Here is a 22,162-nt window from a genome sequence, read left to right as displayed (position 1 = left end):
TAGGAATAAGTTTCGGGTTGTGCAATATTGATAATCGGGAATATATCGACTGTTACCTGAACCAGAGGTCGAAGGTCTGGTTGCGGTCGAGGAAGACGACTTCGCCTATCTTGGGGGTAATCACATTCAGACTGTCCTCTTTGGCGTATGCCTGTACGTTGTTTAGCGGTTCGTACCAAGGGTGTTGTGCCAACACAAATTTGGAATTATGCCCTGTGAAATAACGCTTAGCACCTATATCGTTGAGGGCTTTGCGGAGGTCGGCAGGGAGGAAGTGGATATGCTTCCAATTCTCGTTGTATTGACCGTTTTCCATTAGAGCAAGGTCGATATTGGGGAAGCGTTTGCCTATCTCGGCGATATGTTTGCCGTAACCGCTATCGCCGCCGATATAAATAGTATAAGTGCCCGTCTCGAGCGTAAATGACCCCCAGAGCGATTGCCTCTGCTTGAGCCCGCGTCCCGAGAAGTGGCGAGTAGGCAGACAGGTCAATTTGAGGTCGGCAATGTGGATTTCGTCGTTCCAGTCCAACTCCGTAATTTTGGCTGTATCGAAGCCCCAATATTCGAAATGAGCCCCTACTCCCAGCGGACAAACCACGTGCCCAATGCGGTCTTTGAGCTCTTTCATTACTTTATAATCGAGATGATCCCAATGGTCGTGAGTAATGATAAGCACCTCGATAGTATCGGGCATATCAGCCGATGAATAGTTGTAAGTCGCCTCAAAAGGTTTTACCATAAACGGAAAAGGTGACGCCGAATGAAACACAGGGTCTACAAGCAATTTGGTATTGTTTACATTGAGCAAGTACGACGAATGCCCAAACCACACCATCGTATTGTCGGGCAGGCTATGCAGGTCAGTTTGCACAGCGGGGAGTGCTTTCTTAGGAGATAGGTCTTTCACATCGGGGAAGAAGAAATCGTACATAGTTCGCCAAGTAGACTTGCGTGAAGTCATTTGTGGGGTTTCTTCCAAGTTACGAAACTCTCCATTCCGATAGTTAGGTGACTGCTCGATACGTGCCAAGCGTTTGCCTGACGGTACTTTTCCAAAGCTCGGCAAGTTCAGTACAATAGCAGCCCCGATGCCAATGACGGCAACGAGGATTAGAATAGTATATAACATTCTTTTGAGGATTTTTCTTAACATTCCTTTTCTTAATATTGTATAGCCGACAAAGGTAAGTAAAATGTTCGGTATAGACTATACCTTATTTTCTGTCGGATTCTGAATATTGCCAAACTAGTAGGCAGCCGTTACACCGCCGTCCATCAGGAAGTCGGAACCGGTGATAAAAGCTCCGCGATGGGTGAGCAACAATTCGCCTACTTCATCGGGAGTAGCGGCACGCCCCATAGGTAACTGTGCCAACATACGGCGGTAGCCTTCACCCCTTGGACCGTTGAGTTCGTTGTTTGCCAAAGGCGTGATCACAATACCCGGACTGATGGTGTTGATACGGGCTTTCTTCTCACCCCAACGGATAGCCTAAGCCATTATGCGTAAGCTGTTTGCACGCTTGGACACCTGATAAGCACGAAGCGAATCGGCGATGTTTTGGGTGATAGGCAGATTCAATAAATCTTCTGCCTGCGAGCAATAGCAATCCCTATTGCCCCTGCTCCTATGACTACGATAATGTCTTTAATGAATCTCCGCATATTTACCTAAAATGATTATCTTTGCAAAAAAAATAAGACAATGACACTGATCGATTTTCTATCTCACTTTCCAGACGAAGAAAGCTGCAAGCAAAAGTTTAAGGCATATCGCGACCAAGTAGGAGTTGTTTGTTCCAAATGCGGAGGCACGGATCATTATTGGAAAAAAGACAAGGAGCAATATGAATGCAAACACTGCAAAACGCGCACCACGCTAAAAAGTGGAACGGTAATGCACAAATCGAAACTTCCTTTTCGTTATTGGTTTATAGCCATGCATCTGCTCACGTCAACGAAAAAGACATTTTCGGCCAAAGAAATCCAGCGTCAATTGGGTCATAATCGTTATCATCCTATTTGGCATATGGTTCACAAACTTCGCGAGGCCATGGGTAAAAGAGATGATGAATATGTCCTTGCAGGTTGTATAGAGTTGGATGAGGGTTATTTTTCCACAGAGATGAGTCAAGAGGAAAAAGATAAACCCTTGAAGCGTGGACGTGGCAGTCAAAAGAAAAGCAAAGTTTTAGTAATGGCAGAAAGTGAAATGGTTGAATTTCCGAAAACCGGTCAAAAACCACGAAGAGTCGGCTATTTGAAAATGAAAGTAATCGATGACTTGAAAAAAGAGACCATTAATGCAGCGGTTCAGCAGTTAGCTTCCGGAGCTAATCAAATCGACACGGATCATTCTACCTCTTATGTGGAATTGAAAGATTTTGTACCTAAAGACACCGCTCTCAGGTTATCCCCAAAGAGAAAGTGGGCGAGGTCTTACCCTGGGTTCATATCGCCATCAGCAATGCCAAGAGACAGTTGATAAATACGTTCCATGACATCAAACCCGAATTCTTACAAAATTACTTAGATGAGTTCTGTTACAAATTTAATCGCCGATATTTGGGAGAAGCTCTCTTTGGAAGATTGCTCGTAGCTTGTGTAAGCTATAGAAATGAGTTTAGGTATAAGTGCGGATAATCATAAAAAATATTTTGTTGGCGAAGTAATTTTATTTTCTTCGCCAACAAAATTTCAGTGCTTCTAAGAAGAGAAGGTGGTACATAGTATTATCCCAAGTCTCATCGAGCTATCCCAACCTTTTCAAAAAGAATCCCAGAAATCATTTTAGATTCGAACATCTCCTTAAATTCTTCTGTGCAATAGTAGAAGTTGATGATTTTTTGATCTCTGAATATCTTAACTTCATTGATTTCTTCTTTTACAAAACGAATGTCGTTGCTTTTCATCATATCCATCGATTGTTTATAATCTAAGCCTGAGAAATCAATCGCACCAACTACATTTAACACATTTACAAATAAATAAGAAGGAATTATTCCAACTATATTTATAGGCAATAACTCAACATTCAATCCTTTGAACAGGTCTGAAAAGATAGAATTTATTATAAAGATATTGCCATAACACCTCGAATCGAAAGAAATACATTTTCTCTCTTCTTCTTTTTTTTCTGAATTAACCTTTGTAACATTTTCAAGCAATTCAAATATAGGAGCTTCCCAGCTTGAGACAAGACTTTGTCCCCTAAAGGAATCGAATTGATTTATAATCAATTCATTTCTACTTGATATTCCTTTAAATAGATAGTCGTTTTTAATTCTATATATATCCATATCGTTACCAAATTTTCTTATTAAAAAGCAAATCTCCTGCAATATTGTCTAATTCATCCAGAACTCCATTCTTTCCTCCAATTAGATCTGCAATTTCTAACCTATTGGCGACATTTTCAAAATATATTTTCGTGTGAATTACTCGATGATAGGCTCCAGGTTGAATACTATTAGGATCCATATGTTTTAAATAAATACCATTGGCTGCATCATCTATATCAATTCCATGCTTGGATAGGATACTTCTTGCCTTTATTGCATTTGGATCCATGTGGTCTCCCGCAACAATATGGTGTGCTGCTGAACCTTTGAATTTTTTCCATCTTCTTGCCATCGCACCATTTTGTTTAGCCATCTGTCGATTGGCTTTATTCATATTTTTTCTGAGACGTTTAGTACAAGAAAGTCCAAATGGGTCGATCTCGAAATTGATATCCCATACAAAACCATACAAAGTAGGGTTTACACCATCCAATCTTATCGGGTCTTGCGAAATATACCTCCCCTCATCAGGAGAATAATACCTAAACCGATTGTAATACAACTCTGTCTCCTCATCCTCATACTGTCCCTGATATCTGAACGGACAATCGCTCAAAGAACGCCCGGCAAAGTTGCATTTTATTTTTGAAATAAAAAGAAAGGCAAGGGAAATATCCCTGCCTTTGTGTTTTTACTTTAAAATTATTATTGATAATCAGACAATTATTTCGATAGCTCCCTTTCTGGAGTCTTACAATATTCTAAATATCCTTGTAAATAGAATGACCTTCCTCTATAAAATTAAATCCCTTCAATTTCGCATCTTCACAGCGTCTTTTAAATTCCTCTGTAACAATTATGTACGATTTTTTTTCTTTCATTCTTATTATCGAAAAATCTTGAATGGAATTAGGCGTTATGTAGAGTTTTTTAATTGTCATAATGCTCGCTGATCCATATTTTTTTTCTTCAATTATTGACCTTTCTTTATCTAAACAAGGAACAATATTTAGAATGTTAGGGACATAATAAGTGTTGTTTCTATTTCCTTTCTTATCAATGATCGTAGCCTTTAAAAATTGAACCTCTTTTTCGTGATTTTTAAAAAGGTTCATAAATTTTGAACTTACTAAGGGAGTATTGTAAGTTGGAAGTATATCATAATCATTTAAGTAATCATCTATCTTGTCTATTAGATAGATGATTTCTTTCTTAAAATCCACACTTTCGCCTTTTTCAAAAGCATCATACAGAATACTATTTTCTTCTGCATATTGAAAATAGATATCCCTTTTATAAAACGTACTTAGTTGATAATACATATTTTAATGACATTTAATTTTACCCTCTCGCAAACCTTTTCTTGTATCTCCTCTTAAATCTTCTATTGCATCGGAATATTGTTGCTTACTCCAGCCTTCAATGTCTCCAATTTGATGAATTTCATTTAGCTTTTGCTTGATATCAACATTATAATCAGCATGTCCTTTATTCCATCCATCGTGAACGCTTCTTGTTGGATGTATACCCGTTTCTTTAGGTAAGTAAATTAAATTACTTGGTTTGTTAACATCAAAACCTGCTGCTTTTATTGCAGGGTGATCAGCCATTGATTTAGGTATAACATGATGTAGTTGGTATCCATCTATTTTGGGCATATTTCCGTAATTCCATCCGCCTTTTGGCATTCCTCTAAGACCTAATAGATCAATAAAATAGTTAGAATCTTTTATATACCCATACAGCTGTATTCCTCCACTTAATCTTATCGGGTCTTGACTGATATAGATTCCGCTATCAGGCGAATAATACCTAAACCGATTGTAATACAGCCCTGTCTCCTCATCCTCATACTGTCCCTGATATCTGAACGGACAATCACTCAAAGAACGCCCGGCAAAGTTACGAACAGAACCATAAATATCCAATTCTACCGACCATGTTTTTTCTCCATCAGAGTTATACATTTCAGTTGGCGTACCCAAGTAGTCCGTTATGATGCTGTAGGACTTATCGCCAACTATCTTTGCCGCAGGTATGAATGTACCCTCCTCAAACAGCCATGTCGTTACATTCTCTTCCTCCGTCCACTCGTGCAACGGAACATTGCCATCCCAAACCCAACGGGTAGTCTTCTCTTTATATGTCTTCGAGATACGTCGCCCCAAAGGGTCATACTCGAAACTAACTGTTTCACCGTCGGGACGCTTCACACTTCGGAGCATGCCGTTGCCCTGCCATTCATAGGCCCAATCACCCTCCTGCCAAAGCGGAGCTAATGTCTCGTCGGGTCTCAATCGTTGTTTCAGAACAAGGTTGCCCTCCCCATCGTAATGATAGGAGAACTTCTTGTCCTCCAACAACCTTCCACCTTTGCCGTATTTGCGGTCTTTTCTTTCTTCCGTGCGAAAGAGGTTACCGATGGCGTCAGGAGCCTTGTAAATGCTCTCCACCTCGAAGCCACCCTTGTAATCGGCCCGGAAGAGATTGTCCCACGAATCGTAGTCGAAAAGGACGGTTTCGCCCGTGCGTTCGTTCACCTTGCGATGCAGGCGGTTGCCCATGCCCCAATGATAACGCATGCGACTCTGCTCCATGCCGCCTGAGAGAATATCCCTGCAAACCACACGTCCGAGCATATCACGGCCCGTCGTGACGCTCACTCCTCCGCTCAACTCTCGCTGAATCTCTAAACCGCTCTTATCGCGACCGATGGACATGCCCCAATCTTTGGACTGCATTCCGGCCGGTAGGCCCTCCGTGTCGTACTGCAAAGCTACATCGGCTCCCAAGTCGCTACAGAGACGAATACGGCTGCCGAAGGCATCGTAAACGCTCTCGACCATATGTTCGCCCTGCGTTTCCTTCAGCACACGCCCGTCCCGACCACGCTCGAACCCGATCTTGATCGAATCGTTGAAGGCCGCCGTAAGCAGACCGTCCTTGTTATACTTGTAAGCCGTGCCGGTACCGTCGCTGTGGCGTTCCCCGACGATACGCCCCACACCATCGTATTCATAAGTGCTCCACCGTTCATCCGGACGCAACACTCTGGAGACCCGTCCGGCACCGTCGCGCTCGTAATGGCGGTGAAGACCGTCGAATCCCCATTCGTCCACCACATCGCCGCGGCCATCCAAAGCGAAACGGTAGAGTTCTCCGCCTTCGTTTGCAATGCCGGTGAGCTGCAGTTCGGTATCGTACTCGAAGCAAACCGTCCGCCCGTTCTGCGTCCGGCTCAGCAGGGTGCCGAGACTGCCGTAGCGGAAGCTTACCTCGCGAATCCGGTCTTTGGCATGGACGAGGTTGCCCGAAGTATCGTAACGTCAGTTCGATCTAAGCGGAAATAGGAAAGTTAGGGTTTCTGATGATTTCAATATTGAGTTCAGGCTTTTTAGGCAGGATGTTGTAAGCGATGATACCGGAGATCAGGTTGGTGACAAAATTGTTGACACTGCGATGTCTCGTGTGCTCTATCTGACAGACATTTTTGAGCATATCATTGACCGTTTCGATCAAGGCTCTCTTTCTCAATAAAACTTTGTCATATAGATGCATCAGGGAGTTCTTCATGTTCTTTTTGATTTTGGTTATCATGTGGATGTCATCGACAAAGAGCCGGTCAAAAAGGTTTTGGGAAATGTAGCCTCTATCGGCAATGAGTTTGCCAAAAAGATTCTTGGTGAATGTTCCGTCTTTCAGAGGTTCTCTGTCATCACAATTGCCCGGTGTGATTTGATAGTTGATGATTTCACCCCTGTCGTTGATAACAATATGTAGCTTGAATCCATAAAACCAACCCATGGTGCTTTTGCCTTTTTGAGCCCATCCCCTCATTGTCCTATGCCCATGAGCTCGTTTGATATGACAAGCCTTCAATGGGGTGGAATCGATGAAAGAGATGCCTGTACATTGACCCAAACAACACATATTGAGAAATGCTATCAGCTTGAAACCTACCCTGCTTTGCAGCTCCACAAAGCGATTTATAAGAGACAAGATGTGGGAACTCGGATCGACAAGAATGGGTGATGTATTGAAGATAAAAAGCTTTCAAATCTCGGTATCTTGACAGATGAAACAGGATCAGGATGGTCATGACCTCACTGTCCGACATCTTAAACTTTCTATTCCTGCGTTTTTTGTCTGCCTCTTCGAGGGTCTTTTTCTTGATTGTTTCATCAAAAAGCTTGGAGAAATCATCTATGATGCAAAAAACATCAACTATATTTGTCTTCATAAAGTAGCGTTTTGTTTGTTCGTATCTTATTGATTATCAACTGCTAAGATACAAATAATTCGCTACTTTTTCAAGCATAATGCCCACGTTCTTTGGGCGTTTACCACTAATCAGAAAACAAATCCATTGGCTTTTTCTTACGTCGAACTGACGTTATCGTAAGAGAAATGGTGTTCGTTGCCGTCGGCCTCCTGCATCCAGAGGAGGTTGCCGGCTTCGTCGGAACGATAGAAGGTGTGATTGCCACGTGGGTCGCGCTCCTCGGACAAATACCCCCGGGCATCGTACATCCATTGGCGGTAGGTCCCGTTCGGATAGGTAAGCTGTACGGGGCGATATTCCCCATCGAACAGAAAGCGGAAGACATTGCCTCGCTCGTCGGTTACCTGACTCAAATTCCGGCCTTCGTATTCGTAAGAAAGCCCTCTCTAATCACTAAAAAGCCTTGAGTAAAGGGGCGGAAGAGACAGGGCGGAGACCCCGATAAATAAAGGGATTGACGGCAAAAAAGCGGGTTACCAATAAATTTCTTCAAAAACACGAAGATTTAGGAGTATTTAATGAGCTTTTTGAGGAACACAGCTTATTTGCTCTCCAGGGTCATTAACATTACCAAATTCTATGCCATAAATCCCTATTCAAAAGTCGATATTCAAAAAATTCATTCATCCTCGGGCAGTACTGTATTCTCAAGCATTTGCATAAACTCAGCAAAAGTTTCGCAGATAAAGTATGTGTTAAGTTCGTCTGAGGATTGTTTGAAAAAATAGCTATGATCATAATACCAAATACCGTCATTTTCTTTGTCATGTATCAATAGCAACCACCCTCCTCCTAGGTCTCTTCCAATGAGAATAGATTCACTAGGAATATCATCAATGTATTCCCGATTTTTAAAAATAATATCCTGTGATCTACTTTTTGTCTTAACTCCATAAAGAGTATCCATTAGGATAAATTCGCCCAAATCTTCCACAAAAAAAATAACCATCATGCACAATTGCACCATTATTTTTTGCCAGAAATTCTTTGTAGTCTTTCGGTAGTGAGATGTTAAATTCATTCTCTATAATCTTGTAACTATCGATTGCTCCTTTTTCAATTAATTGTAATTTCATAAATGTCATTTTTTTCTGCCTAATGCGACTTTCTTTGCTTTGGGAACCCCACCGCGGTGAGTAAATCTATCGTGTATGTCAGAATTAACTTCTTGCATTGTCATACCATCTTCGTGATGATGCCACGTTGTTCCATCAATTTTTGGAGGATCCAATTTAGACCCTCCTATAGCATTTGTATAATCCGTTGTATGATTCCCTTTTTGCTTTCCAATATTCACACTCTGCCTTAGGTTTGAAGACAGGATATCCATTCACATAGTCAACAACGTTTCCTTCCCAATCTGTATAACGCCATGTCCCGTTATCTAATACATCGACTCTTCCACCCTTCTTCTTCCATTTATCAATATCTGGAGAATTTAATGGCTTACCTTTTTTGCGGGCATTTGTCACGGGCATTTTCAGCTTGGGCACCTTTGCTTTATCCAAAGCTTTGGCTGCATCAGCTGCATCATCCAATTTGTCGGTGGCCTTAGCTATATCAGCTGCATCATCCAGCTTATCCAAAGCCTTGACAGTATCCAATACATCATCGACCCGATTGGCAACTTTGGCTACATCTACCACCTTGTCGGCAACTTTTACGGCTGTAAGAGCTGCGGCTCCTCCTGCGGTGGCAACCTCCGTTCCCACCTCGAATAGCACCTGCCCGGCAAAATCACCCCATTCCTCCGCACTCATATTGGCGGCCTTGTCGGCAAGGGTTTCCAACATGGCCCTGTTCTCCTGTTGTGCTGCCAGAAAGTCCTGAGGGTTGGCCAGTAAATTTACGGCAGAATTACGATACATCCAAGTCCCCGCCTTACCGGCCAGATTTCCAAGAGATTTCAATGTCTCGCCGTCTTGCTTCAGCTGGTCAGCAAAGCCGGCCGGATCGAGTAACATGTATGGGAGCGAGTGCTTGCCTGCCCAAATTCCCAGATCAATGACGCCTGTAACTGTACCTTTGAGCCCTTTCCAAAGGCCTTTGCCCAAGCCTTTACCAAAATCGATAGCCTTACTCCAGAAACTGCGTTCTTCTTCGCGTGAGGCACCACAGGCAGCCGAGGCGGCCGCCAATGTGTAGAAAATCCTGATCCGACCACCCAGCGAACAGAGTAACTCACTATTTTCGAGCAGAAGCAGATTTCCCCCCAGACGAATCTTATCCGTTACATGGGTCCAGTCTATAACGGGAGCTGTACAAGGCGACCCATTGCAGCAAGCACAAGCACCGAATGGATCGAAATTGACTGCCAATACCTTGTCCATACGAGTACACATGTGTTCGCCCATGATGACCGTTTCGCTGTAAGAGAGGCTTCGCAACTGCGAAGGCTTTACTCCTTTGTCACAAACCGGCCAGATACCTTCAGGGACAATCTTTTATCTCCGATGCTGAATGACCGAAATTTTCTTCGCGAAGAAAAAATATTTTGTTGGCGAAGTAAATTTTATTTTCTTCGCCAACAAAATTTCAAGACTTCTACAGGGCAATTCCTCGTTGAAATAAAAATACAGCTAAACTCTCTCGGGAACATACTTCTCGGCACTCATACATCAATCCCTTCGAGGAAATGGAATACGAATAGCCTGTAGTCATCCGTCTCCCTAAGTCACACTACAGCTCAAAACTAATTTCCGGACAATCTTGCAGTAATTTTTGTTTTGCTCGCTCAATGATTTCTATTCGGGGAATCTCCGTTTGTTGGGTATGCCAGTTGTTGATAGGCATATTCATCAACTCGTTGTCCGGTGTATAGTCTGGCAATCCGATCCTCTGGCGAATGTTTAGCCATAAGAGCATTTCTATCGGAAAAATGAAGTAATCCGATGACGGAAAATCCGGAGTACGGTCTTCATATTCATTCTCGTCTGATTCTGCGATATGGAAGTCCGTAAGGTCATTTATTATCTTTGCCAGCAATGTAGTATCTGTTGTATCCCAGCACTTTAATGCTTCAATATAAACGCCCATATCCTTAGGGTAATTGAGCTTGCTGTAGTCAAGCTCTATTTTTTGCCATTTACAGAAGATTTCCAACATAAACCATGGATGCTTGTACGCTGGATGCCAGCCTTCGTACTGCTTGCCATAAAGCATCTTGATTAACAGATGTCCATATTTTACGGCCAATTCATCCCACCCTAACAACAAAGCTTGAGCCATGTGTTTAATGGCTTTATGGAATTCGATGGAGCGTTTGTACCTTTCGAAATTCTTCCCCAGAGAAAAGTACCAATTATTGGCCTCAATAGCTATATATGTGGATATAGAGAAGCTGTTTTCCTCAACTATTAGATATTCATTTTGTTTAAATGCGAATGAATAGATATAATTATAGTGGTACCAAGAAGAAAGAAAATCGAGAGCCAATCCAATCCCAGCTATAGAATTTTCTCCATTAATAAATTTGTTAATATCACACATTGGCTCTGTGTAAAAATAATTTTCCTTGCTTATCTGATGCTCTTTTTTTGAGTGTGTATACTCTGCTAATGATTTAATAGTCTTCATTTTTTGACATTTTTACCATTTTCTGACTTTTGGATTGCCACGTAATGTTCCCTCTTTATTCACATATATGTCTATTTTTTCCGTCTTTACTTCTGCACCTTTAAGTTCTGCTTCTTCTTGCATTCTTATGGTCTCTTTTGCTTGCTCAGAACTTCTTCCATCAGTGTAACCATCATCTCTTTTTGCAGCCCTGTTTAATCTGTCATTGGTATAATGCTCACCTCCCATCTGTCTCTGATCCTTGCTTAGCGGTATTTCCTTTGTTTTACCACCATTCCAGAGCTTATCTTGTTGGGTCGTTTTGACTTCTGCCTTTACCATATCTCCCGTTTGGGAGTTTCTGGCTACAATATCTACACCATTGCCAGATTTATTTTGCACCGCATAAAACTCATCATACCCTAAAGAACGATAATAATCCTTTGCAATAGTTTCGCCAAAGTCCCCTAATTTTTCACCCTCACGTAAGCGATATTTTTTATAGTCGAAAAGAAATTCGTCTATATTTTTCACTGGAGGTTCCAATTTCGGCACCTTTGCTTTATCCAAAGCTTTAGCAGCATCTGCTGCATCATCCAATTTGTCGGCAGCCTTGGCTATATCAGCAGCATCATCCAGCTTATCCAAAGCCTTGACAGTATCCAATACATCATCGACCCGATTGGCAGCCTTGGCTACATCCACAACCTTATCGGCAACTTTTACGGCTGTAAGAGCTGCGGCTCCTCCTGCGGTGGCAACCTCTGTGCCCACCTCGAATAGCACCTGCCCGGCAAAATCACCCCATTCCTCCGCACTCATATTGGCGGCCTTGTCGGCAAGGGTTTCCAACATGGCCCTGTTCTCCTGTTGTGCTGCCAGAAAGTCCTGAGGGTTGGCCAGCAAATTTACGGCAGAATTACGATACATCCAAGTCCCCGCCTTACCGGCCAGATTACCAAGAGACTTCAATATCTCGCCGTCTTGCTTCAGCTGGTCGGCGAAGCCGGCCGATATTTTTAGTGTTGTTTAAATTTTGAATATTAACAATAAGGGACGGAGGGTGTAATCTAAAATGTATTAAGTATTTCATCTGCTTTATAACCAAATCTCTCATTGTCTTCCTGCTTGATTCGATTAATAGCACATAGGATGAAATTTCTTATATCATCATTCTTTTGTTTTAATTTATCGGCTAAAGCTTTTCTCCCCCAATCAGTATTTAATATCCTATAGAATATTATATTTTGCCATCCAATTGAATTGTTATCCATTTTAGCCAAAGCATCTACTAGCTTATCAAAATAGTTATCCACACCGAATAACTTGCAATAATTTTCTATTCCATGTACCAGCCCAAACATCACCTCATGGTGCTCTGTGGCATCATTAAATGCCTCACAGAAATAATCAATATTATTCAGATTGGGTTCTTTATATAACTCATTCATGGCTGACTCAAACAACTCTACCTCTTCTTGAGTTCTCATCAATTTATTTTTCACCAATTGGAGTCTTAAATCTTCTATCGATTTCATGCTATTTTTTGAATAAATCAGGATATTTTTCTTTATTTCTTATAATCACTTCAAGCAATCCTTCTCTAATCTTATCATTGTATAAACCTTGTTCTTTATAAATCTTTATTGCATCATTAATATCATGAGCTAATGCTTCTCTCGGAGACAAATTCCAATATGATTGCTGTTCAGCTTTTGTCATATTATTGTTGTATGTAGACGTCTTTCTATGTCGTCCTCCTTTTCCCGGGGAGGGCTGCTCCATATTCATCGCCACACCATCTTTATATTTGATATCCGTATTAATCTCTAGGTATTTTGCAGATGGCATATGATGAGGAGTAATATTATCTCCCATAGTCCCTGCTTTTACAAGTTCATCAAAGCTACCAACATTTCCTTCTGTATCTAACAATTTAAAGGAATCTATATCGTCTGCCTGTCTCATCACTGGATTGGTCAGTTTGGGCACCTTTGCTTTATCCAATGCTTTAGCAGCATCTGCTGCATCATCAATCTTATCCAATGCCTTGACAGTATCCAATACATCATCGACCCGATTGGCAACCTTTGCCACATCTACCACCTTGTCGGCAGCTTTTACGGCTGTAAGAGCTGCGGCTCCTCCTGCGGTGGCAACCTCTGTGCCCACCTCGAATAGCACCTGCCCGGCAAAATCACCCCATTCCTCCGCACTCATATTGGCGGCCTTGTCGGCAAGGGTTTCCAACATGGCCCTGTTCTCCTGTTGTGCTGCCAGAAAGTCCTGAGGGTTGGCCAGCAAATTTACGGCAGAATTACGATATATCCAAGTCCCCGCCTTACCGGCCAGATTACCAAGAGACTTCAATATCTCGCCGTCTTGCTTCAGCTGGTCGGCGAAGCCGGCCGGATCGAGTAACATGTATGGGAGCGAGTGCTTGCCTGCCCAAATTCCCAGATCAATGACGCCTGTAACTGTACCTTTGAGCCCTTTCCAAAGGCCTTTGCCCAAGCCTTTACCGAAATCGATAGCCTTACTCCAGAAACTGCGTTCTTCTTCGCGTGAGGCACCACAGGCAGCCGAGGCGGCCGCCAATGTGTAGAAAATCCTGATCCGACCACCCAGCGAACAGAGTAACTCACTATTTTCGAGCAGAAGCAGATTTCCTCCCAGACGAATCTTATCCGTTACATGGGTCCAGTCTATAACGGGAGCTGTACAAGGCGACCCATTGCAGCAAGCACAAGCACCGAATGGATCGAAATTGGCCATCCCCTTTGGGCAAATGAGTGAAACGGAGAAATTTCTTTACAAAAACAGTTGGAGTATAAAACAGTTGGAGTATGTAACATAATAAAATACTCCTTAGCTATTTATATTTCAATTCTGAATTAGTTAAAGCCCCTTGGAAAATAGAAATACTTTGCCCAGAGAATTCCAAGAGTTCTACAAGGTAATCCAGAGGAGTTATTTAAGTTGGAAATAAGTTCAGTTTAAGAAAGACTCCTTCCAGGAAAAGCATGTATCTTCCTGGTTGATATTCACCCATTGAAAAGATAATCAACAAATCATCTTCATTTAAGTAATAAACCTGTAATCGCTGCTCTTTTGTCACAATATTGGATATGCCATCTGATTCCAGATGCAATTTATTTATTACATCTTGTTTGACCGGACAGTCTATTAATTTATGTGGAGTAATGTCATCCACAATAAATAACACAGATTTCCCCTTTATATTTAATTGAAAATCTTTATCGAATAGTCCATCCTCAATGCCATCGAACAATTTTGTTCTTTTGAATTCTAAAAGTCTCATCTTCGCTCAATTTTTCCACTATTTAATAATCCGTCGATTCCACCCTCAGAAGCAGGAATCTCATATTGTATACCTCCGCCCTCTTGTCCAAACCAAGGTATAGCTTCACCTTGTTGAACACCTTGTATAGGTTCTTTTACTCTATATGAATTTAATGGTTTTTCTTCATAGCCGGAAGGTAATGATCTATAGCCATAAGGCGTCTCTTTATCTGCAATGAAACTGCCAGCATCCTCAAACTTTCCTGTTTTTCTATTTATGCGACCACCATATCTGTCAAATTCAAATCCAGGAGATAATGTTATTGTCCTACTAGAAGCGAACCCTCTATTAGGAGGCCACCCTCCATTTATGTTATATTGCTTAAATAATTCCTCTAATTTTCCCCATTCATCGTTTTCGAATAAATTAAAGGCTTTTCGGGCAATTTCATCAGAAGGGAAGCTATCATCAATACTTCTGACAAAATCGTCAAAATTTGGTTTCCGAAATAGATTTTTGCTTTTCACGGGCATCTCCAATTTCGGCACCTTTGCTTTGTCCAAAGCTTTAGCAGCATCTGCTGCATCATCCAATTTGTCGGCGGCCTTAGCTATATCAGCTGCATCATCCAGCTTATCCAAAGCTTTGGCTGCATCCAATGCATCATCGACCCGATTGGCAACCTTTGCCACATCTACCACCTTGTCGGCAACTTTTACGGCTGTAAGAGCTGCGGCTCCTCCTGCGGTGGCAACCTCTGTGCCCACCTCGAATAGCACCTGCCCGGCAAAATCACCCCATTCCTCCGCACTCATATTGGCGGCCTTGTCGGCAAGGGTTTCCAACATGGCCCTGTTCTCCTGTTGTGCTGCCAGAAAATCCTGAGGGTTGGCCAGCAAATTTACGGCAGAATTACGATACATCCAAGTTCCCGCCTTACCGGCCAGATTGCCAAGAGATTTCAATGTCTCGCCGTCTTGCTTCAGCTGGTCAGCAAAGCCGGCCGGGTCGAGTAACATGTACGGGAGCGAGTGCTTGCCTGCCCAAATTCCCAGATCAATAACGCCTGTAACTGTACCTTTGAGCCCTTTCCAAAGGCCTTTGCCCAAGCCTTTACCGAAATCGATAGCCTTACTCCAGAAGCTGCGTTCTTCTTCGCGTGAGGCACCGCAGGCAGCCGAGGCGGCCGCCAATGTGTAGAAAATCCTGATCCGACCACCCAGCGAACAGAGTAACTCACTATTTTCGAGCAGAAGCAGATTTCCTCCCAGACGAATCTTATCCGTTACATGGGTCCAGTCTATAACGGGAGCTGTACAAGGCGACCCATTGCAACAGGCACAGGCACCGAATGGATCGAAATTGACTGCCAATACCTTGTCCATACGAGTACACATGTGTTCGCCCATGATGACCGTTTCGTCGGTGCTTACGGACATCTCAATGCCTGTGAAAATGCCGAACTCCTGCGTATGGATACCGGAAGCTCCGACATTTTCTTCTTGGAGCGAAGCTGGGATAGGCAGTATATCAAAGCCGACATCTTCGACCATCCGACGGCTTTCAGCCAAACGGCGCTCCGGACGGCAGAGACTCCGTTGGAAGCGTTATCCGCTTCGTTGAACAAATACGGAGAAGTCCGTCTCGCCTATATGGCCTCTCTTTTGCCGGAACAGGAAGAAGACGAGATTGGCGCCGCTCACGCCGGAAGCGGAAGAAAAGGCAGTAGATATGACAAAGGATATTTTTGAGAAACAATCCACTTCTGAACAGATAATCACACCATATTCTCGATGGGTTACGGGTGAAGGAATCTTTTGCCGGTTTATCTGCAATGCTCATGAGTCGGAGCCACATACCGCAAATTCGGAGGCACGGAAGCGCAATTTTCAGCCAGTTCGCGTTTATCGTCATCAGGTTCTACGGCAATGATTTGAAGTTTCTTTTTTACTAAAGCCAGTAAGAGAGCAAATTCTCCGTAGCCCGTATTTTCGATCGTCACTTCACCTTCGTCGGGCAGGGCGGCGATCTCTGCGACGTAATTATGGTGTTTTCGCAGGTTGGCACGCACCTCACGCTCTACCGCGGGGCCTTTATAGATATAGTTATGCTTCACCAGATCGGCGTAATAATCCGATGTTTCGTATTTACGGCAGACTGCCTCATATTCGCGTCGGTAAAATTGGCGTACTTCTTTCGCTCGCTGGGAGTAGTTAGGGCTGAACCGGGCATCGTCGGGGGTTATGCGGGGCATGACCTGAATCCGTATCTCTCCTTTGCGAAGCATAAACTCCTGCTTGGGCAATACATGCCCCACGCCGTGAATCATCACCGGAATGATATCTATTTGCAACTGCTCGGCGAGGTAGAATGCTCCGCGATGAAAGCGGAGGATGGAGCAATCGGCCGATCGTGTGCCTTCGGGGAAGATCACGATGGAATAACCGCGGTCGACGGCGTCGCGCAAACGGTCGATCATCTGTTCGATACCGTTCGAGACAGGATAAAAGTCGGCATATCGGATCAATCGTCCGTAAAACGGCGAATTCCACACCCAATCGTTCGTCAGAATAATGAGTTTGGGCGTGAGCATCATGATACACATCAGATCAAGGTGTGATTGGTGGTTACAGATAATCACTCCCGGGCGCTCGAACGTTTCGTCGGACAAGTTGCTAAACGTTGTTTTCACTTGCGGAATGCGATAAATCACAAAACGGGCGATGCGATGCAGCAACCGATGGTACGCCATCTTCTTCTTTTCCGTCGTGCGTCCGAAGGTTGCCATTCCCCACCCCGCCAGCGTGATAAAAGGACTGGCGACAAGGAAAACGAGGAAGGCGTATGCCGTACTGAGCAGGTTCTTCAGCGTTACGGGCATCAGACGCTTGCGTCCTTTTCGCATCGTCAGGAGCCCGAACAGGAACGGCGGAAAAACGTATGCCATCACTACGACCGAGAGCATCCCGACTACGGTTACTTCGCCCAGCGAACGCAATGCCGGGTGTTTGGCAAAGATCAGCATCCCCATCCCGACGAACATAATCGCAGCCGAAAGGGCAATACTGTTCTTGTACGACGATAACGTTTTGCGCCGGTACGTATATTCATACATCAGTCCTTCCGTCATAAAAATCGTATAGTCATCTCCTTGCCCGAAAATGAATGTAGCCAGAATGATATTGACAATATTAAATTTGATATCGAATAAACCCATCAGTCCGAGAATCCACACCCAGCTCAGCGCCAATGGCGTGAAGGCGATAAGCGTCAGTTCGAGGCGTCCCAGCGAAAAGAGGAGAAAGACGAAGACAATCAGTCCGCAGACATAGAGAACATAGTTAAAATTATCGGAAAGCGAGGCGATCATACGACGAGTGATCGAGCCGGCATCGAAAGCGATGGACAACGACGCGTTTTTCTGTCCGTTCAGTTTTTCTTCGACCGACCGCGCTTTGTCCGCATCGAGGTAAAGTAGGTTTACGATCATTGTTTTACCGTCATTTTCGAGAACGTAGTTTCGCGCCAACGTTTCTTTGATCGGATCGAAGTGCAACAATGCCGTTTTTTCCCACGTGCGACCGATTATTTCCTCGAAGAGATGGAATGCGTCGGCACGAAAACCGAGTTTTTCTCCCTCTTCGGCGAGACAGGTCCGGACGCTGTCGCGATGTCGCTCCCAAAAATCGTTCCAACGCTTCACCTGTGCGGTTTGTCGCACGGGCGAAGGTAAAAAATGGCCGATGCCACCGATTTTCGATATCTCTCCTGCGGTCAGCAGCTCCTGTAATCCTGCCAAGCTCTCTTCGTTTGCCGTCAGTGCAGCCTCGGGAGTATCTCCTTCGGTCACGTAATAAAGCACATGATGATGGTCGTTGAGTAAACCTCTCATCCGCTCGTATTCCTGCTGCTGCGTATCGGTCATGTAGTTGATTTTTCGCATATCGGCTTCGAAGTGCGATTCATCGCCCGAAAAGGCAAGCAAAACAGTAACGACGATAATAGTCGCGACAAGCCAGCGATTCTTTTCAAAGGGGCGGTCAACGAATTGTCCGAAAGGCGCATGCGAAGATGCCGGCTTCCGACCGCGATAAGATAACAGATGAGGCAAAAACAGCAACACAAACAGAATTGTACCGACAAGCAGCAGGGACGCGAACCAGCCAAGATCGCACATGGCATCCGAGCCGATGAATATAAGGCTCATGAAAGCGCCTACGGTCGTGATGTTACCGATCGTGAGTGGTTGGATAATGTCTTTGATCACGAACCGCGAGTTGGGCACACTTCCGTGATGACCGATGAAATGCAGCGGATAATTGATGGCTATACCGAACATGATGGAGCTGATGCCGATGGCGATAATGGAAACTTCGCCCCGGATAAGGTGCATCAGTCCGAGTGCAAACAGCCCGCCGAAGGTGACGGAAGCGAAGATCAGCCCGATTTTCAGCCCGTCGCGAAAAGTAAAGATCAGGAGCGCGAGCACGATTACTACGGCGAAGAGGCTTGAGAGGAGCGTATCGCGCTGAATTTGTCCGGCATTGGTCAAGGCGATCTCTGCGGCGCCGAAACTGTGGAACGAGATTCCGTCGAAGGCTTTCTCCGTTTCCATCATGCAAGCATTCAGCGTTTTGAGGAAATACTTGTTGGCCGATGTTTCACTGGCGGGGATCGCGCAGTCTAAGACGATCAAAGCTTGGCCATCGTCCGAGAAGATATAATCCTGATACAGATCGAATCGTCCGCCGGCCTGAAAGTCACGGAGCTTACTCATGAGGTTCGCGGTCAGTTGGAGAGGGTCTGCGAGGAGATGCTGACGCACCATCATGCCGGCCGACGAGGTCAGGATGTTTCGATCAATCTCTAATTGCCGTGCTAATGCCTCGCGTGTTACGAGCGTATCCATCCGGCGATAATCATCGTCGTCAAGGTAATAAGGCATGTTCTCTACGATGAACAGGGCGACGGACATCATCTCAGCCGGGTCTATTTTGTAGAGGATATGCTTCACTTGGGTGGTGTCGGTGGCTGTTTGCAGCCGTTCGACGAACGCATCGACGGCTCGCATCTGCTGTTCGCGGTCGGTCGAATCCGTCGCGGCGCAGTAAATCGTGATTTTGTTTGAAGAGGTGACGTAACGGTAGGCTCGGTTGATACGTTCGTTCGTTTTATCCGCGGGCAGAAACCGCGAGATATCTTCCGTAAAACGCACCTGCGAAGCCAATCCCAGAAAGACCGCGATCAGCACGAGCAGAAGAGTAAAAAGCAAACTTTTGCGCGATGAAAAATAATCGTAGACGGAAAGAAAGAACCTTGTCATGGTTTCGGACTGCGTTTAAAGAGGTAATGATAGAGCATGGAAGGGTATCCGTAGACAATCGCGGCGATCACGAGGAGGGTATTAAGGATGCTGATGCGCAGAAAATCCCTTCCCGGCCGGAAATGCGTCACCCGCTCCTCTTCGGGCGCGTAATAGACGCGTGTGGGCACGGAAACGATGCGTATGCCTTTCCATCGGCAGCGTACAAGCAGTTCCAGCTCGGCCTCGTAGCGCGACGAGAAGGGTCGCATCCCCTTCATGGCACGCAGCGGATAAAGACGGAAGCCGTTTTGCGTATCGCGCAGGCGTCGGGCGGTCTGTACGGCGAACCAGAAGTTCGAGAACTTGTTGGCGAATGAGTTTTTGGGAGGCATATTTCCCTCGACGATGCGTTGGCCGATGATCAGCGCGTCGGGATAGCGGTTCAGGGTATCCGTAAAACGCGCGATGTCGGTCGCGGCATGCTGTCCGTCCGAGTCCATCGTGATGGCACAGGAATAGCCGAGTTTTTCGGCGCGGTCGAATCCGTTTTTGAGCGCGTGCCCCTTGCCTCTGTTCGGTTGATACGAAATTATTTCGACGCGATCGGCGAAATCTTTCAGAACAGCGGCCGTTTCGTCGGTCGAACCGTCGTTTACGACAATCACCGGAAGGATTTGTTGCAACACCTCCTCCAATACTTCGCACAACGTCTTGGCGTTGTTGTATGTCGGGATGATTATGCAGACGGATAATGCTTCCGTTCCCGGTCGTATGTCCGTATCGCAGTCTGGCATCATTTTACCTCTTCGAATATCAGGTTTATTTTTGAAAAAATGGTGTCGCCTTCGCCGACGATGCCCGAAACGATGGTCATCCCGTCGTCCTGCGTCGTTACGTTGAGCGCGAAGGTGAGCTCGCCGACGATTCGCGGGTCGATGACTTTCATGAATTTGACATTCTTTATCGTTCGGAGAAGAAACGTCGTGTCGCGGTATGCTTCGACGAGTTCTTTGACCATCTGGATGATGCATACGCCGGGCGTAACGGGATTGCCGGGGAAGTGAGCTTCGTAAATGACGTGCGAGGCGTTGAGCGACACACGGTAGTCGACGCCTCCTTCCGTATCGGTACGCTTACGGATGGTGTAAAATGTATTATTCAGCATATTGTATCGTATTATCCGTCTTCGTTTCCGTTAATTTCCGCAGTTCATACGTCAGATGATGCCGTCGGTTGACGAGCCGCAGCGTGCCGTCCGGTAAAACGGTCAATTCTTTTTTCCCATGGCTCACCACAAGCATGTTATTTTGTTCGTATCGTACGATTTTGCCGGCAAAGGGCGCTTGCGGATGATCGCACTCGATCAGGAAATGCAGATCCGACGCGATGGTGCGACGGATATACCATTTATCGAGCATCGACTGCACATCCTGCAATTCGCACCGGCTGTTTGTTGTCTGAAAATCGAATGCTTTAAAGCCGAATTCGTTCATCAGCGTGCCACGCCATGTATCGCCGTTCTTCCGAAGGATACAAAGGCCCGACAGTTCGTTTTTCCGTGTCCGCAGCACGACCCGGTACGTGTTTCGTTCCGTTTCCGAACGTCGCGCGGGCGTCCAGACGGGAGCGTCGGAAGGTTGGGCATCGGCCGGACATCGTAGCGCCGGCACGGTAGCGCATCCGGCCAGCAGAAGCGACAGACTAATGAGCAAATACCGAATCATCGACAGGCGTGTTGAGTTGTATGTTCTTTAGCGTGATGATTGTCTTGTCGCCGCTTTTCTCGATCAGTTCCACACGACGGATACGGCTGTCCGAACGGTCTACGTAGAGCTGTATCGACGAGAATAAGTCTTTCACTTCTTTCTTTCGTGGCGTCAGCATAATTTTACAGTCGCTTTTACCGACCATAAACTGTGTCGTAAAATCCGGCGAATCGATCAGCCCGGCGCCGCTGACACCTCCTATCATCACCCGGCTGATTTCGGTAAAGAGTTTACTCCCTTTCACCGGGATTTTGTTCGTTTTTCCGCCCGATGTCATACGCACATTATCCCCATCCATGGCAAAGACGTAAGCATAAGGCCGCGTATATTCCCAACGGATCTTATCGTCAGGCTTATAAAGCATTTTACCTTCCGATGTGACCTGATCTTTCATAAAAGAGAGCTCTTTGACCTGCGTAAAATCTGCTTTGAGCGTCTTTATTTCACGCGCGACGCGTCTGATGTTGTCCGTAATCTCTTTTTTCTGCATCTCGGTTGCCTTTTGGTAGCTGTTTTGTGCTGAAAGGGTTACGATACACGGCAACAGAAGTAGCGATAGATATAGTTTATTTGTCGTTTTCATTTTTCTCTTAATGAATTGAGGGCAAAGATAGTCCACAAATCGCATAAAAGGAAGAAAACAGGAATGGATTTTTCACTTTTCTA

General features: G+C 44.9%; 24 protein-coding genes and 3 pseudogenes. 3 read left to right on the top strand and 24 right to left on the bottom strand.

Features of this window, described 5'->3' with window-relative positions; genetic code table 11:
- Positions 1–52: 52 nt before the first annotated feature.
- Together BFO_RS10695 and BFO_RS14540 are read right to left on the bottom strand one after the other, a co-directional pair.
- Positions 53–1,156, bottom strand: coding sequence for an MBL fold metallo-hydrolase (locus BFO_RS10695; protein ID WP_014225734.1), 1,104 nt, complete (start codon positions 1,154–1,156; stop codon positions 53–55).
- Positions 1,157–1,249: 93 nt separating this feature from the next.
- On the bottom strand, positions 1,250–1,441 hold the full coding sequence (locus BFO_RS14540) for a Rossmann-fold NAD(P)-binding domain-containing protein (protein WP_074450120.1): 192 nt from the start codon (positions 1,439–1,441) through the stop codon (positions 1,250–1,252).
- A gap of 267 nt (positions 1,442–1,708) precedes the next feature.
- Here BFO_RS14540 and BFO_RS14165 point away from each other — a divergent pair.
- Positions 1,709–2,646: pseudogene (locus BFO_RS14165) on the top strand (IS1595 family transposase).
- 101 nt (positions 2,647–2,747) lie between these two features.
- On the opposite strand, the gene BFO_RS10680 reads toward BFO_RS14165, so the two are convergent.
- The 5 genes and pseudogenes from BFO_RS10680 to BFO_RS10665 all read right to left on the bottom strand — a co-directional run bounded on the left by BFO_RS10680 (position 2,748) and on the right by BFO_RS10665 (position 6,406).
- The gene (locus tag BFO_RS10680; protein WP_014225733.1) at positions 2,748–3,302 is read right to left on the bottom strand and encodes an imm11 family protein; all 555 of its coding nucleotides are present in this window, start codon (positions 3,300–3,302) and stop codon (positions 2,748–2,750) included.
- Between the two features lie 4 nt (positions 3,303–3,306).
- Positions 3,307–3,678 (bottom strand): AHH domain-containing protein, encoded by a 372-nt coding sequence (locus BFO_RS16220; protein ID WP_041591311.1) that lies wholly within the window; start codon positions 3,676–3,678, stop codon positions 3,307–3,309.
- 90 nt (positions 3,679–3,768) lie between these two features.
- Positions 3,769–3,846, bottom strand: a pseudogene (locus BFO_RS16215) (RHS repeat-associated core domain-containing protein); the annotation flags it as partial.
- 199 nt (positions 3,847–4,045) lie between these two features.
- Entirely contained in the window at positions 4,046–4,606 is a 561-nt protein-coding gene (locus BFO_RS10670) for an imm11 family protein (protein ID WP_014225731.1), read from the bottom strand.
- A 3-nt stretch (positions 4,607–4,609) separates the two neighbouring features.
- Positions 4,610–6,406 carry an AHH domain-containing protein gene (locus BFO_RS10665; RefSeq protein WP_244262911.1) on the bottom strand — a complete coding sequence of 599 codons (1,797 nt, stop codon included), beginning with the start codon at positions 6,404–6,406 and terminating at the stop codon, positions 4,610–4,612.
- Between BFO_RS10665 and BFO_RS16210 the strand changes: the two genes are divergently transcribed.
- On the top strand, positions 6,374–6,634 hold the full coding sequence (locus BFO_RS16210; protein ID WP_244262910.1) for a hypothetical protein: 261 nt from the start codon (positions 6,374–6,376) through the stop codon (positions 6,632–6,634). The two genes, BFO_RS10665 and BFO_RS16210, sit on opposite strands and share 33 nt — an antisense overlap.
- On the opposite strand, the pseudogene BFO_RS14160 reads toward BFO_RS16210, so the two are convergent.
- From BFO_RS14160 to BFO_RS14525, 12 genes and pseudogenes are all read right to left on the bottom strand, one after another.
- A pseudogene (locus BFO_RS14160) lies at positions 6,621–7,524 on the bottom strand (IS982-like element IS195 family transposase). The gene BFO_RS16210 and the pseudogene BFO_RS14160 sit on opposite strands and share 14 nt — an antisense overlap.
- A gap of 137 nt (positions 7,525–7,661) precedes the next feature.
- Positions 7,662–7,919, bottom strand: a complete 258-nt coding sequence (locus BFO_RS15115) for a hypothetical protein (protein ID WP_014225729.1) — start codon at positions 7,917–7,919, stop codon at positions 7,662–7,664.
- A gap of 266 nt (positions 7,920–8,185) precedes the next feature.
- Positions 8,186–8,473 (bottom strand): hypothetical protein, encoded by a 288-nt coding sequence (locus tag BFO_RS14155; protein WP_074453432.1) that lies wholly within the window; start codon positions 8,471–8,473, stop codon positions 8,186–8,188.
- On the bottom strand, positions 8,451–8,642 hold the full coding sequence (locus BFO_RS16675; RefSeq protein WP_014225728.1) for an SMI1/KNR4 family protein: 192 nt from the start codon (positions 8,640–8,642) through the stop codon (positions 8,451–8,453). Before BFO_RS16675 ends, BFO_RS14155 begins: the two co-directional genes overlap by 23 nt.
- 5 nt (positions 8,643–8,647) lie before the next feature.
- Positions 8,648–8,746, bottom strand: coding sequence for an HNH endonuclease (locus tag BFO_RS16670; protein WP_218106841.1), 99 nt, complete (start codon positions 8,744–8,746; stop codon positions 8,648–8,650).
- 52 nt (positions 8,747–8,798) lie between these two features.
- Complete coding sequence (locus BFO_RS14535; protein ID WP_394329990.1) at positions 8,799–9,953, bottom strand: PAAR-like protein; 1,155 nt, start codon at positions 9,951–9,953, stop codon at positions 8,799–8,801.
- Between the two features lie 292 nt (positions 9,954–10,245).
- The gene (locus BFO_RS10640; protein ID WP_014225727.1) at positions 10,246–11,142 is read right to left on the bottom strand and encodes a hypothetical protein; all 897 of its coding nucleotides are present in this window, start codon (positions 11,140–11,142) and stop codon (positions 10,246–10,248) included.
- Positions 11,143–11,154: 12 nt separating this feature from the next.
- Entirely contained in the window at positions 11,155–12,051 is an 897-nt protein-coding gene (locus tag BFO_RS10635; protein WP_157755315.1) for a hypothetical protein, read from the bottom strand.
- 140 nt (positions 12,052–12,191) lie between these two features.
- Complete coding sequence (locus BFO_RS10630) at positions 12,192–12,659, bottom strand: Imm30 family immunity protein (RefSeq protein ID WP_014225725.1); 468 nt, start codon at positions 12,657–12,659, stop codon at positions 12,192–12,194.
- 1 nt (position 12,660) lies between these two features.
- Complete coding sequence (locus BFO_RS15670) at positions 12,661–13,896, bottom strand: PAAR-like protein (RefSeq protein WP_014225724.1); 1,236 nt, start codon at positions 13,894–13,896, stop codon at positions 12,661–12,663.
- A gap of 199 nt (positions 13,897–14,095) precedes the next feature.
- A complete protein-coding gene (locus BFO_RS10620; RefSeq protein ID WP_014225722.1) occupies positions 14,096–14,443 on the bottom strand; it encodes a hypothetical protein in 348 nt (115 codons plus the stop codon).
- Complete coding sequence (locus BFO_RS14525; protein WP_394330006.1) at positions 14,440–15,822, bottom strand: TNT domain-containing protein; 1,383 nt, start codon at positions 15,820–15,822, stop codon at positions 14,440–14,442. The genes BFO_RS10620 and BFO_RS14525 overlap by 4 nt, the downstream gene beginning before the upstream one ends.
- On the opposite strand from BFO_RS14525, the gene BFO_RS15665 reads away from it, so the two are divergent.
- Positions 15,823–16,176, top strand: coding sequence for a hypothetical protein (locus tag BFO_RS15665; RefSeq protein WP_014225720.1), 354 nt, complete (start codon positions 15,823–15,825; stop codon positions 16,174–16,176).
- 74 nt (positions 16,177–16,250) lie between these two features.
- On the opposite strand, the gene BFO_RS10605 is transcribed toward BFO_RS15665, so the two are convergent.
- Genes BFO_RS10605 through BFO_RS10585 form a run of 5 tightly spaced genes read right to left on the bottom strand, consistent with a single transcriptional unit; the run spans position 16,251 to position 22,079 of the window.
- Positions 16,251–19,748, bottom strand: coding sequence for a 1-acyl-sn-glycerol-3-phosphate acyltransferase (locus BFO_RS10605; RefSeq protein ID WP_014225719.1), 3,498 nt, complete (start codon positions 19,746–19,748; stop codon positions 16,251–16,253).
- Positions 19,745–20,527 carry a glycosyltransferase family 2 protein gene (locus BFO_RS10600; RefSeq protein WP_014225718.1) on the bottom strand — a complete coding sequence of 261 codons (783 nt, stop codon included), beginning with the start codon at positions 20,525–20,527 and terminating at the stop codon, positions 19,745–19,747. Before BFO_RS10600 ends, BFO_RS10605 begins: the two co-directional genes overlap by 4 nt.
- Complete coding sequence (locus BFO_RS10595) at positions 20,524–20,895, bottom strand: hotdog family protein (protein WP_014225717.1); 372 nt, start codon at positions 20,893–20,895, stop codon at positions 20,524–20,526. Before BFO_RS10595 ends, BFO_RS10600 begins: the two co-directional genes overlap by 4 nt.
- Positions 20,885–21,454 carry a hypothetical protein gene (locus BFO_RS14520; RefSeq protein WP_014225716.1) on the bottom strand — a complete coding sequence of 190 codons (570 nt, stop codon included), beginning with the start codon at positions 21,452–21,454 and terminating at the stop codon, positions 20,885–20,887. Before BFO_RS14520 ends, BFO_RS10595 begins: the two co-directional genes overlap by 11 nt.
- Entirely contained in the window at positions 21,432–22,079 is a 648-nt protein-coding gene (locus BFO_RS10585) for a LolA family protein (protein WP_014225715.1), read from the bottom strand. Before BFO_RS10585 ends, BFO_RS14520 begins: the two co-directional genes overlap by 23 nt.
- Between the last annotated feature and the right edge of the window lie 83 nt (positions 22,080–22,162).

It is taken from the genome of Tannerella forsythia 92A2 (assembly GCF_000238215.1).
GTDB classification, from domain to species: Bacteria; Bacteroidota; Bacteroidia; order Bacteroidales; family Tannerellaceae; genus Tannerella; species Tannerella forsythia.
The sequence above is the reverse complement of the archived record's forward strand: the minus strand, read 5'-3'. Positions and strand labels throughout refer to the sequence as shown.

Excerpts from the sequence above, each read along its gene's own strand:
- BFO_RS10695 (WP_014225734.1), bottom strand. The coding sequence starts at position 1,156 with ATGTTAAGAAAAATCCTCAAAAGAATGTTATATACTATTCTAATCCTC.
- BFO_RS10595 (WP_014225717.1), bottom strand. The coding sequence starts at position 20,895 with ATGCTGAATAATACATTTTACACCATCCGTAAGCGTACCGATACGGAA.
- BFO_RS10620 (WP_014225722.1), bottom strand. The coding sequence starts at position 14,443 with ATGAGACTTTTAGAATTCAAAAGAACAAAATTGTTCGATGGCATTGAG.
- BFO_RS10630 (WP_014225725.1), bottom strand. The coding sequence starts at position 12,659 with ATGAAATCGATAGAAGATTTAAGACTCCAATTGGTGAAAAATAAATTG.
- BFO_RS14520 (WP_014225716.1), bottom strand. The coding sequence starts at position 21,454 with ATGATTCGGTATTTGCTCATTAGTCTGTCGCTTCTGCTGGCCGGATGC.
- BFO_RS15670 (WP_014225724.1), bottom strand. The coding sequence starts at position 13,896 with ATGGCCAATTTCGATCCATTCGGTGCTTGTGCTTGCTGCAATGGGTCG.
- BFO_RS16670 (WP_218106841.1), bottom strand. The coding sequence starts at position 8,746 with ATGACAATGCAAGAAGTTAATTCTGACATACACGATAGATTTACTCAC.
- BFO_RS10680 (WP_014225733.1), bottom strand. The coding sequence starts at position 3,302 with ATGGATATATATAGAATTAAAAACGACTATCTATTTAAAGGAATATCA.
- BFO_RS10640 (WP_014225727.1), bottom strand. The coding sequence starts at position 11,142 with ATGAAGACTATTAAATCATTAGCAGAGTATACACACTCAAAAAAAGAG.
- BFO_RS16220 (WP_041591311.1), bottom strand. The coding sequence starts at position 3,678 with ATGAATAAAGCCAATCGACAGATGGCTAAACAAAATGGTGCGATGGCA.
- BFO_RS14525 (WP_394330006.1), bottom strand. The coding sequence starts at position 15,822 with ATGTGTACTCGTATGGACAAGGTATTGGCAGTCAATTTCGATCCATTC.
- BFO_RS10605 (WP_014225719.1), bottom strand. The coding sequence starts at position 19,748 with ATGACAAGGTTCTTTCTTTCCGTCTACGATTATTTTTCATCGCGCAAA.
- BFO_RS10670 (WP_014225731.1), bottom strand. The coding sequence starts at position 4,606 with ATGTATTATCAACTAAGTACGTTTTATAAAAGGGATATCTATTTTCAA.
- BFO_RS10635 (WP_157755315.1), bottom strand. The coding sequence starts at position 12,051 with ATGTATCGTAATTCTGCCGTAAATTTGCTGGCCAACCCTCAGGACTTT.
- BFO_RS10585 (WP_014225715.1), bottom strand. The coding sequence starts at position 22,079 with ATGAAAACGACAAATAAACTATATCTATCGCTACTTCTGTTGCCGTGT.
- BFO_RS16675 (WP_014225728.1), bottom strand. The coding sequence starts at position 8,642 with ATGAAATTACAATTAATTGAAAAAGGAGCAATCGATAGTTACAAGATT.
- BFO_RS14155 (WP_074453432.1), bottom strand. The coding sequence starts at position 8,473 with ATGGATACTCTTTATGGAGTTAAGACAAAAAGTAGATCACAGGATATT.
- BFO_RS10600 (WP_014225718.1), bottom strand. The coding sequence starts at position 20,527 with ATGATGCCAGACTGCGATACGGACATACGACCGGGAACGGAAGCATTA.